The following is a 9,369-nucleotide window of genomic DNA, read 5'->3' as shown; positions in this document are numbered from 1 at the left end:
AGGCTCTGGACGAGCTGATCGCTGCCTGTGAGGCCGACGGTGTGCGTGCTCGTCGTATTCCGGTGGATTACGCCTCGCACACCTCTCACGTGGAGCGGATCGAGGAGGAGCTGGCGCGGGTCCTGGCCGAGGTGCGTCCGCAGGCCGCTGCGGTGCCGTTCTTCTCCACGGTGGAGGCCGACTGGTTGGACACGGAGGTTCTGGATGCCGGGTACTGGTATCGCGGCCTGCGTCGCACGGTCCGGTTCGAGGAGGCCGTACGGGCTCTCGCCGGCCAGGATCACGCCGTGTTCGTGGAGGTCAGCCCGCATCCGGTGCTCGCGATGAGCATCCAGGACACTGCCGAGGACGCGGTCGTCACCGGTTCCCTGCGCCGGGACGACGGCGGCCTGGACCGCTTCCTGAGCTCCCTCGGCGAGCTGTGGGTCCACGGCGTCGACGTCGACTGGGCCCAGGCCTTCGCCGGCACCGGCGCCCACCACGTCGACCTGCCCACCTACGCCTTCCAGCACCGCCACTACTGGCTGGACGCCTCCACACCCGAGGCAGCACCCGCACCCGTCCTCGATGACGTGGATGCCCGGTTCTGGGAGGCGGTTGAGAGCGGGGACCTGGAGTTCCTGGCGTCGACGCTGGACGTCGAGGGCGAGGAGGAGCAGTCGTCGCTGGGCAGCGTGCTGCCGGCGTTGTCGGCGTGGCGGCAGCAGCGTCGTACGCGGTCCACGCTGGACCGTTGGCGCTACCGTCTCGCCTGGAAGCGGATTCCGGAGCGTCCGGACGAGACGGCCCAGCCGGGCAGGTGGCTGCTGGTCGTTCCGGCAGGGGCCGGCGAGGACGCGTGGGGCGTGGCGGCCGGCCGGGCGCTGACCGACGCCGGTGCGACCGTGGTCCCGCTCTCCTGGAGCGCGGCGGACGGGGGCCGGGAACAACTGGCGGGGCGTATCGGGGAGATGGGCGCCTTCGACGGCGTACTGTCCCTGCTCGCCCTCGACGAGGCCCCGCATCCGCGGCACCCGGAGGTTCCGCTGGTGCTCGCCGGGACGCTTCAGCTCGTGCAGGCGCTGGGTGACGCCGGCGTGGACGCGCCGCTGTGGCTGGCGACGCGGGGCGCGGTGTCCACCGGCGGTGCGGACCCGACGGTCGTGCGCGAGGCTCAGGCACAGGTCTGGGGTCTGGGGCGGGTCGTCGGCCTGGAGCATCCGCAGCGGTGGGGCGGTCTGGTCGACCTTCCCGAGACGCCCGAGGAGTCTGCGCCGGCGCGGCTGCGGGGTGTGCTGGCGGCGCACGCGACCGGGTCCGAGGACCAGCTCGCGCTGCGTGCCACGGGTGCGTTCGCGCTCCGGTTGCGGCGCGCGCCGGTCGCGCAGACCCGCGCTGTACGGGAGTGGAAGCCGCAGGGTACGGTCTTGATCACCGGGGGAACCGGTGCGCTGGGCGGGCGAGTTGCCCGTCGGCTGGCGCACCGGGGAGCCCAGCATCTCGTTCTTGTCAGCCGTCGCGGCGCGCAGGCGCCGGGTGCCGAGGAGCTTCGTGCGGAGCTGACCACGATCGGCGTCCGGGTGACGGTCGCGGCCTGTGATGTCACGGACCGCGCGGCGCTGGCAGGGCTCCTGGAGAGGCTGCGGGCCGACGGGTCGCCGGTGCGCTCCGTGGTGCACACGGCGGGTGCGGCACCGTACGCGAGTCTCGCGGAGACGGATCTCACCATGCTGTCCGAGGTGGCGTCGGGGAAGGTGACCGGCGCCGTCCACCTGGACGAGTTGCTGGCGGACGACGAACTGGACGCCTTCGTCATGTTCTCGTCCAGCGCTGGCGTCTGGGGCGCGGGGGGCCAGGGGGCGTACGCCGCGGCCAACGCGCACCTCGACGCGCTGGCGCAGCGGCGCCGTTCCCTCGGCCGCCCGGCGACCTCGGTTGCCTGGGGTGCCTGGGCGGAGTCGGGGATGTTGACGGACAACGGGGCTGAAGAGCACATGAGTCGGCTCGGAGTGCTGGCGATGGACCCGGAGCTGGCTCTGGAGGCGTTCCAGCAGGCTCTGGACCATGACGAGAGCTGCACGGTGGTCGCGGACGTGGACTGGGCGCGGTTCGCCCCCGGTTTCGCCGCAGCCCGGTCCCGGCCCCTGCTGGACGACCTGCCGGAGGCCCGGCAGGTGCTGTCCGGGAGCGCCGCGGACGACCCCGCGGCCGGGGACGGCGACGCCGGTGCGGGCCCGTCGCTGGCCGACCGGCTCGCGGCGATGACCGCGACCGAGCGGGACCGTACCCTCCTCGACCTGGTGCGTTCCCAGGCCGCGGCCGTGCTGCGGCACGACGGCGTCGACGGCGTGGGGGAGGGCCGGGCCTTCAAGGAGCTGGGCTTCGACTCGCTGACCGCCGTGGAGCTGCGCAACCGGCTGCAGAAGGCGACCGGGCTGCGGCTGTCCAACGGGCTGGTCTTCGACCACCCGACCCCCGTCGACCTGGCCGCCCACCTGTGGGACCGGCTGGTCGGCCCGGAGGGCGACGGCGCCGGCTCGGCGATCGCGGAGCTGGACCGGCTGGAGGCGGCGGTCTTCTCGCTGTCTGCGGCGGACGAGGACCTGCGGACCACGATCACCTCGCGGCTGGAGGTGCTGCTGTCGCGGCTGGGCGGCTCCGAGGAGAGCGCACCGGCCGGCGGCACGGCGGACGCCGACGTCGAGGAACGGCTCGGCACGGCGAGCGACAACGAGATATTCGACTTCATCAACCGGGAGTTCGGTAAGTCATGACGGCGAATGAGGAAAAGCTCCGCGAATATCTCAAGTGGGTCACCGCCGACCTGCACAAGACGCGCACCCGGCTGCAGGAGCACGAGGACGCCGAGCGCGAGCCGATCGCGATCGTGGCGGTAAACTGCCGCTTCGGCGGGGCCGACTCGCCGGAGGAGCTGTGGCGGCTGCTCGTGGACGGCGTGGACACCGTGGCCCCGTTCCCCGAAGACCGCGGCTGGGACATCGACAGCCTCTACGACCCCGACGGCACGTCGGGGCGGCCGGGCACCACGTACGTCAACGAGGGCAGCTTCGTGCGCGGAGCCGCCGACTTCGACGCGGGCTTCTTTGGAATCGCGCCGCGCGAGACACTGGCCATGGACCCGCAGCAGCGGATGTTCCTGGAGGCGTGCTGGGAGCTGATCGAGCGGGCCGGGATGGACCCGGCGTCGCTCAAGGGCAGCCAGACCGGTGTCTTCGTCGGCGGCGCCCCCTCCCACTACGGGCCGTCCGCGGGGAACGTCACCGAGGACGTCGCAGGTTACGTCGTCACCGGCGGCTCCGGCGCGGTGCTCTCCGGCCGTCTGTCGTACTTCCTGGGCCTGGAAGGGCCCGCGGTGACGGTGGACACGGCGTGCTCCTCGTCGCTGGTCGCCCTGCACGAGGCGGTGCACGCGCTGCGCCGCCGCGAGTGTTCGCTGGCCGTCGCCGGCGGTGTCGCGGTCATGTCCACGCCGGTGGCGTTCATGGAGTTCAGCCGCCAGCGGGGCCTCGCGGCGGACGGACGCTCCAAGGCGTTCTCCGACGACGCCGACGGCATGGGCTGGGGCGAGGGCGTGGGTGTCCTGCTGCTGGAGCGGCTGTCGGACGCCCGCCGCAACGGCCACCCGGTGCTCGCGGTCGTACGCGGTACGGCCGTCAACCAGGACGGGGCGAGCAACGGTCTCACGGCCCCCAACGGCCCCTCCCAGCAGCGGGTCATCCGCGCCGCCCTCGCCAACGCGCGGATCTCCCCGGCCGACGTCGACGCCGTCGAGGCCCACGGCACCGGCACCAGCCTCGGCGACCCCATCGAGGCCGAGGCGCTGCTGGCCACCTACGGGCAGGTACGTCCCCAGGGGCGGCCGCTGCTGCTGGGCTCGCTGAAGTCGAACATCGGGCACACACAGGCGGCCGCCGGTGCGGCCGGTGTGATCAAGATGGTCCTCGCGATGCAGCACGGGGTCCTGCCGCGCACGCTGCACGTCACCGAGCCGTCGACCAAGGTCGACTGGTCGGCGGGGGCGGTGGAGCTGCTGACGCAGGCGCGGGAGTGGCCGTCGGCCGACGACCGTCCGCGTCGCGCGGGTGTCTCCTCCTTCGGAGTCAGCGGGACCAACGCGCACGTCATCCTGGAACAGGCACCGCAGGAGGAGGAGACGGAACCGGAGCCGGCCGGCACCGCGGGGCCGGCGGCGCTGCCCACCGTCCCCTGGGTGCTCTCCGCCCGGGGCGCCGACGCTCTGCGCGCCCAGGCCGCCCGCCTGCTCACCCACGTCGAGGGCGACCGGGAACCGGCCCCGCTCGACATCGGCTGGTCGCTGGCCACCGGCCGCGCGACCCTGGACGACCGGGCCGTGGTGACCGGCGCGTCGGCGACCCAGCTCATCGAGGGCCTGCGGGCACTGGCCCGCGGTGAGGAAGCCGACGGCGTCCTGACCGGCCCGGACTGGCCCGGCGCGGCCGGCCGCGTGGTGTTCGTCTTCCCCGGCCAGGGCTCGCAATGGGCCGGCATGGCACGGGACCTGTGGGAGTCCTCGCCCGTCTTCGCGGCCCGCATGGACGAGTGCGAATGCCTCCTGGACGAACTGGTCGACTGGTCGCTGCGCGACGTGCTCGGCGACGAGGAGGCGCTCGCCCGCGTCGACGTCGTCCAGCCCGCGCTGTTCTCGATGATGGTCTCCCTGGCCGAGGTGTGGCGCTCCTACGGTGTCGAACCGGCGGCCGTCGTCGGGCATTCGCAGGGCGAGGTGGCCGCCGCCTGCGTGGCCGACGTGCTGTCCCTCCCCGACGCGATCCGGGTGGTCGCCCTGCGCAGCCGCGCCCTGCGGGCCCTCGCGGGCACCGGCGGCATGCTCTCGATCGTCGCCTCCGAGGAATGGGTGCGCGAGCGGACCGAGCCGTTCGGCGAGCGCGTGTCGATCGCCGCGGTCAACGGCCCCAACACCGTGGTCGTCTCTGGCGACCCGGACGCCCTGCGGGAGCTCGGCGTGGTCCTCGCGCAGTCCGGCGTCATGCGGTGGAACGTACCCGGAGTCGACTTCTCCGCGCACTCCGCCCACGTCGAGCCGTTGGAGCCGGAGCTGGCCGAGATCCTCGCCGGGGTCGAACTGCGCCCCGCCGAGGTGCCGTTCTACTCCACCGTGACCGCCGGGCCCCTGGACACCGGGGAGCTGGACGCTGGCTACTGGTACCGCAACCTGCGCGCCCCGGTCCGCTTCGAGGAGACCGTACGCGCCCTGGACACCGCCGGACACGACGTGTACGTCGAGGTCAGCCCCCATCCCATCCTCACCATGGGCGTGCTGGAGACCTTGGAGAGCCGCGACCGCACCACCACCCCGGCCGTCGTGAGCACCCTGCGCCGTGACGACGGCGGCCTCGACCGCGTGCTGACCTCCCTCGCCGAAGTGTGGGTCCAGGGTGCGCACGTCGACTGGGAGCGCGTCTTCCACGGCACCGGCGTCACCCGGGTGGACCTGCCCACGTACCCCTTCCAGCGCCGTCGTTACTGGCTGGACGGCACCGCCGGCGCGACAGGAGCACTGACCGGCCTCGGCCTCACCGCCGTCGGTCACCCGCTGCTCGGTGCGGCGCTGGACCTGCCCGACGGCGCCGGCACGGTCCTCACCAGCCGGCTGTCCCTGCGCACCCAGCCGTGGCTCGCCGAGCACGCCGTCGACGACGTCGTCCTCCTGCCCGGCGCCGCCTTCGTGGAACTGGCCGCCCGGGCCGGTGACGAGGTCGGCTGCGACCTCCTGGAGGAACTCACCCTCCAGGCCCCCCTGATCCTGCCCACGACGGCCGGAGTCGCACTGCGCGTCACCGTCGGCACGGCCGACGACTCCGGACGGCGTGAGCTGAGCATCCACTCCCGCCCGGGCGGCACAGCGGACGCCGCCGAGGACGGCGGGGTATGGACCTGCCACGCCACCGGTGTCCTGGCCGCGGGCGCCGACCGGCCCGACCGGACCGCCCGGGACCTGACTGCCTGGCCCCCGGCCGGCGCCACCCCGGTCGACTGCGCGGGCGTCTACGACGATTTCGCCGCCGCCGGCTACCACTACGGCCCCCTCTTCCAGGGCCTGCGCGCCGCCTGGCGACGCGGCGACGAGACGTTCGCGGAGGTCGGGCTCCCCCAGGACCGCGCCACCGACGCCGACCACTACGGCCTGCACCCCGCCCTCCTCGACGGCGCCCTGCACGCCGTTGGTCTCGCCATCCTCGACCAGGCGGGCCGGGGCGACACCGCACCGCAGCCCCGGCTGCCCTTCGCCTGGCGCGGCGTCACCCTGCACGCCACCGGCGCGGCGGCCCTGCGCGTCGCCGTCACCCCCGCGGACGGCACCGACGCCGTCTCCCTCACCCTGGCCGACGGCACCGGCCGCCCGGTGGCCACCGTCGACAGCCTCGTCATGCGCCCGGTCGACACCGAGCAGCTGCGGCAGACCGCGCACGCCCAGGACCGGCCGGACGACTCCCTGTTCCACCTCGCCTGGACCTCCCGCGACCTCCCCGCCGCCCCCGGCGAAACCGCCCCCTGGGCGATCGTCGGCGGCGACACACTTGGCGCGTCCGACGCCCTCGGCGGCACCCCCGGCCTCGCCGTCAAGCCCTTCGCGGACCTGACCTCCCTCGCCGACGGCGACACCCTGCCTCCGTTCGTGCTCGCCGACTGCACCTCCGAGCAGGGCGAGACGACCACCGTCGTACGCGAAGCACTGCGCCGGGCCCTGGAGCTGGTGCAGGGGTGGCTGGCGGAGGAGCGGTTCGCGGGGTCGCGGCTGGTGCTGGTGACTTCGGGTGCTGTGGCGGCCGGTGCCGGGGAGGGGGTGACCGATCTCGGGGCGGCCTCGGTGTGGGGTCTGCTGCGGTCGGCCCAGACGGAGAACCCGGGCCGGTTCCTGCTGGTGGACGTCGACGGTGCCGAGTCCTCGTGGAGCGTGCTGCCGACGGCGCTGGAGTGGGCGGTGGAACGCGACGAACCGCAGCTGGCGGTGCGCTCCGGCACGGTGAGCGTGCCGCGGGTCCAGCCGGTCGTGCCGGTGACGGCGTCTGAGGGGCCGGTCTGGGGTGAGGGCACGGTCCTGGTCACGGGAGCCACGGGCACGCTGGGTGGTTTGGTGGCGCGTCATCTGGTGACGGTTTATGGGGTGCGGCGTCTGCTGCTGCTCAGCCGGAGTGGCCTGGAGGCCGCTGGCGCCGCCGAACTCGTGGCCGATCTGGAAGGGCTGGGTGCCGAGGCGTCGGTGGTGGCGTGTGATGTCGCCGACCGTGCCGCTCTGGCCGAGGTGCTGGCGGCCGTTCCGGAGGCGTATCCGTTGACGGGTGTGGTGCACACGGCGGGCGTGCTGGACGACGGTGTCGTGTCGTCCCTGACTCCCGAGCGGCTCGACACCGTGCTGCGGCCCAAGCTCGACGGCGCCTGGAACCTGCACGAACTGACGCGGGACGCCGGGCTGTCGGCCTTCGTCCTGTTCTCCTCCGCCTCCTCTGCCTTCGGCAGCCTCGGCCAGGCCAACTACGCGGCGGCCAACGCCTTCCTGGACGCCCTGGCGACGGTCCGGCGGGCCCAGGGCCTGCCGGGCGTGTCCCTGGGCTGGGGATTCTGGGAGCAGGTCACCGGCCTGACCGGCGGACTCACCACCACGGACGTCCGACGCCTGACCCGCGCCGGCATGAGCCCCCTGCCCACCACGCAGGCCCTCGAACTCCTCGACACCGCCCAGCAGTCGGACGCCCCGGCCCTGCTGCCCATCCGGTTCGACCGCGCCAGGCTGAATCGCCCGGCCGACCCGGACGCCGTGCCCGTGGTGATGCGCGACCTGGTCCGCGCCCCCGCCCGGCGCACCGCAGCCGCCGGAACCGGACCGGCGGAGAGCGAGTCCACGCTGAAGCGGCGACTGGCCGGCCTCGACGAGTCCGAACGCGGCCGCGCCCTCCTGGAGTTGGTGCGCACCCAGGCAGCGGCTATCCTCGGCCACACCACGATGTCCGCCACCGAACCCGGGCGCGGATTCGTGGATCTCGGATTCGACTCGCTCATGGCGGTCGAGTTCCGCAACCGACTGACCACGGCGACCGGCCTGCGCCTGCCCGTCACTCTCATTTTCGACTACCCGAACCCCGAAGCCCTCGCGGCCCACCTCCGCGCCGGGCTCCCGCTCCACGCGGACGGCTCCGCGGCACAGCCGTCGGCCACGGTCTCGGCGGAGCTGGACCGGCTGGAGAAGACCCTGGAAGCCCTCGCCACGGACGAGATCAAGCGCATGGAAATCACGGTGCGCATGAAGTTGTTCCTCGCGAGACTGGGCGACGCCAGCGGGACACGCCCGCCCCAGGGCGTGGAGGACGACGACCTCGAATCGGCCACCGACGACGAACTGTTCAGCGCCCTTGAAAACGAGCTGAGGAAATCCTGAACGAACGAACGACCGGATGAACTGACTGGCCGTTTTCACCAGCATCGAATTTCACGGGGAGCTGATGCCGCATGTCCACCGAGGGCCGTAATTCCACCGAGGAAAAACTCCGTTCCTACCTCAAACTGGCAACCGCCGACCTTCGCCAGGCACGCCGTCGCCTGGAGGAGCTGGAAGCCAAGGACCGCGAACCCATCGCGATCGTCGGCATGGGCTGCCGCTACCCCGGCGGCATCACCGCCCCTGAACACCTCTGGGATCTGGTCGCCGCCGGAGCCGACGCCGTCACCGGCTTCCCGGCCAACCGCGGCTGGGACCTGGACGGCCTGTACGACCCCGATCCGGACCGCAAGGGCAAGAGCTACGTCCGCGAGGGCGGCTTCCTGCACGACGCGGCCGACTTCGACCCCGAGTTCTTCGGCATGTCACCGCGCGAGGCACTCGCCACCGACCCACAGCAGCGACTGCTCCTGGAAACCTCCTGGGAGGCACTGGAGCGCGGGGGCATCGACCCGAAGTCCCTGCGCGGCAGCCGGACGGGCGTCTTCGCGGGCGTCATGTACAACGACTACGCGGCCCGCATGCACAAGGCACCCGACGGCTTCGAGGGCCAGGTCGGCAACGGCAGTGCGGGCAGTGTCGCCTCGGGCCGGATCTCCTACACCTTCGGCCTGGAGGGCCCGGCGGTGACGGTGGACACCGCGTGCTCGTCCTCGCTGGTCGCCCTGCACCTGGCGGTGCAGGCCCTGCGAACGGGCGAGTGCACCCTGGCTCTGGCCGGCGGCGTCGCGGTCATGGCCTCCCCGACCATCTTCGTGGAGTTCAGTCGGCAGCGGGGGCTGTCGCCGGACGGCCGCTGCCGGTCGTTCTCCGACGACGCGGACGGTACGGGGTGGGGCGAGGGTGTGGGCATGCTGGTGCTGGAGCGGTTGTCGGACGCGCGGCGCAACGGG

The 9,369-nt window shown here is 73.1% G+C and carries 3 protein-coding genes; all 3 read left to right on the top strand.

Features of this window, described 5'->3' with window-relative positions:
- The coding region (locus tag G6W55_RS36190) for an SDR family NAD(P)-dependent oxidoreductase (protein WP_217687814.1) at window positions 1–2,753 on the top strand (2,753 nt) is incomplete at its 5' end.
- Window positions 2,750–8,416 carry a type I polyketide synthase gene (locus G6W55_RS36185; RefSeq protein ID WP_175524863.1) on the top strand — a complete coding sequence of 1,889 codons (5,667 nt, stop codon included), beginning with the start codon at window positions 2,750–2,752 and terminating at the stop codon, window positions 8,414–8,416. The genes G6W55_RS36190 and G6W55_RS36185, both read left to right, overlap by 4 nt.
- A gap of 71 nt (window positions 8,417–8,487) precedes the next feature.
- Window positions 8,488–9,369, top strand: an 882-nt coding sequence (locus G6W55_RS36180) for a beta-ketoacyl synthase N-terminal-like domain-containing protein (protein ID WP_175524862.1), incomplete at its 3' end; no start/stop codon positions are given.

The sequence above is a fragment of the Streptomyces sp. CAI-85 genome (assembly GCF_013363615.1).
Lineage (GTDB): Bacteria > Actinomycetota > Actinomycetes > Streptomycetales > Streptomycetaceae > Streptomyces > Streptomyces antibioticus_B.
The sequence above is the reverse complement of the archived record's forward strand: the minus strand, read 5'-3'. Positions and strand labels throughout refer to the sequence as shown.

Coding starts and splice junctions, on each gene's coding strand:
- G6W55_RS36185 (WP_175524863.1), top strand. CDS start 2,750: ATGACGGCGAATGAGGAAAAGCTCCGCGAATATCTCAAGTGGGTCACC.